Annotated in this window: 1 protein-coding gene; it reads left to right on the forward strand. The window is 72.5% G+C overall.

Going from position 1 to position 1,787, the window contains the following annotated elements; genetic code table 11:
- On the forward strand, window positions 1-1,787 hold a 1,787-nt coding region (gene katG / locus SPF06_RS21980), incomplete at both ends, for a catalase/peroxidase HPI (protein ID WP_323281301.1).

Below are 1,787 nucleotides of genomic sequence, written 5' to 3' on the forward strand. Positions count from 1 at the left end.
TACGGGCCGTTCATGATCCGCCTGGCCTGGCACTCGGCGGGCACCTACCGCTCGCACGACGGCCGCGGCGGGGCCGGGGCGGGCCAGCAGCGCTTCGCGCCGCTGAACTCGTGGCCGGACAACGGCAGCCTGGACAAGGGCCGGCGCCTGCTGTGGCCGGTGAAGAAGAAGTACGGCCAGGCGATCTCCTGGGCGGACCTGATGATCCTGGCGGGCAATGTGGCCCTGGAGACCATGGGCTTTGCGACGTTCGGCTTCGCCGGCGGGCGCCCGGACGTGTGGGAGGCGGACGATGACGTGTACTGGGGCCCGGAGAAGGTCTGGCTCGACGACGAGCGCTACACGGGCGACCGCGAGCTGGCGGCTCCGCTGGCCGCGGTCCAGATGGGCCTGATCTACGTCAACCCCGAGGGCCCCAACGGCAGCCCGGACCCGCTGGCCTCGGCCCGGGACATCCGCGAGACCTTCCGCCGGATGGGCATGGACGACGAGGAGACGGTGGCGCTGATCGTGGGCGGGCACACGTTCGGCAAGACCCACGGCGCGCACCCCGCGGACCGGATCGGCCCGGACCCGGAGGCCGCCCCGCTTCAGGCGCAGGGCCTGGGCTGGAAGAACGGCTACGGCACGGGCAAGGGCGCCGACGCGGTCACCTCGGGCCTGGAGGTGACCTGGACGTACCACCCGACCCGGTGGGACAACGAGTTCCTGCACATCCTCTTCGCCTACGAGTGGGAGCTGATGGAGTCCCCGGCCGGGGCCAGGCAGTGGCGCCCGAAGGACGGCGGCGGGGCGGGCCTGGTCCCGGAGGCGCACGCGGGCTCCGGGGCCCGCGAGCCGCGGATGCTCACCAGCGACCTGGCCCTGCGCTTCGACCCCGCGTACGCCCCGATCGCCCGGCGCTTCAAGGACGACCTGGGCGCCCTGGAGGACGCGTTCGGGCGGGCCTGGTTCAAGCTGACCCACCGCGACATGGGCCCGAAGGCCCGCTACCTGGGCAAGGAGGTCCCGGCCGAGGACCTGATCTGGCAGGACCCGCTCCCGGCCGCCCCGGAGCAGGTGATCGGGGAGGCCGAGATCGCGGCGCTGAAGGAGAGGATCTCCGCCTCCGGCCTGTCCGTGGAGGACCTGGTCTCCACCGCGTGGAAGGCCGCGGCCTCGTACCGGGGCTCGGACAAGCGCGGCGGGGCCAACGGCGGCCGGATCCGCCTCGAGCCGCAGGTGAGCTGGGCGGTGAACCAGCCGGAGAGGCTCAAGCCCGTCATCGCCGTCCTCGAGGGGATCGTCGAAGAGTTCAACGCCACCTCCCCGGTCAAGGCCTCCTTCGCCGACGTCGTCGTCCTCGCCGGCGGCGTGGGCGTGGAGCAGGCGGCCCTGGCCGCAGGCCACGACGTCACCGTCCCGTTCACCCCGGGCCGGGTGGACGCGACCCAGGAGCAGACCAGCGTCGAGCAGTTCGCCTGGCTCGAGCCCGTGGCCGACGGCTTCCGCAACTACGACAGCGGCTACCTCAAGCTGCCCACCGAGTACCTCCTGATCGACCGCGCGAACCTCCTGGGCCTCTCCGCCCCGGAGCTGACCGTGCTGGTCGGCGGGCTGCGCGTCCTGGGCAACAACTGGGACGGCTCGAAGCTGGGCGTGTTCACCGACCGCCCCGGCGCCCTGAGCAACGACTTCTTCGTGAACCTGCTCGAGCTCGGCCTCGAGTGGATCCCGGACGCCCAGGAGAAGACCTTCACCACCGCCGACGGCCGCTTCACCGGCACCCGCGCGGACCTGGTCTTCGG

This window comes from Sinomonas terricola (assembly GCF_034931225.1).
Classification (GTDB): domain Bacteria; phylum Actinomycetota; class Actinomycetes; order Actinomycetales; family Micrococcaceae; genus Sinomonas; species Sinomonas terricola.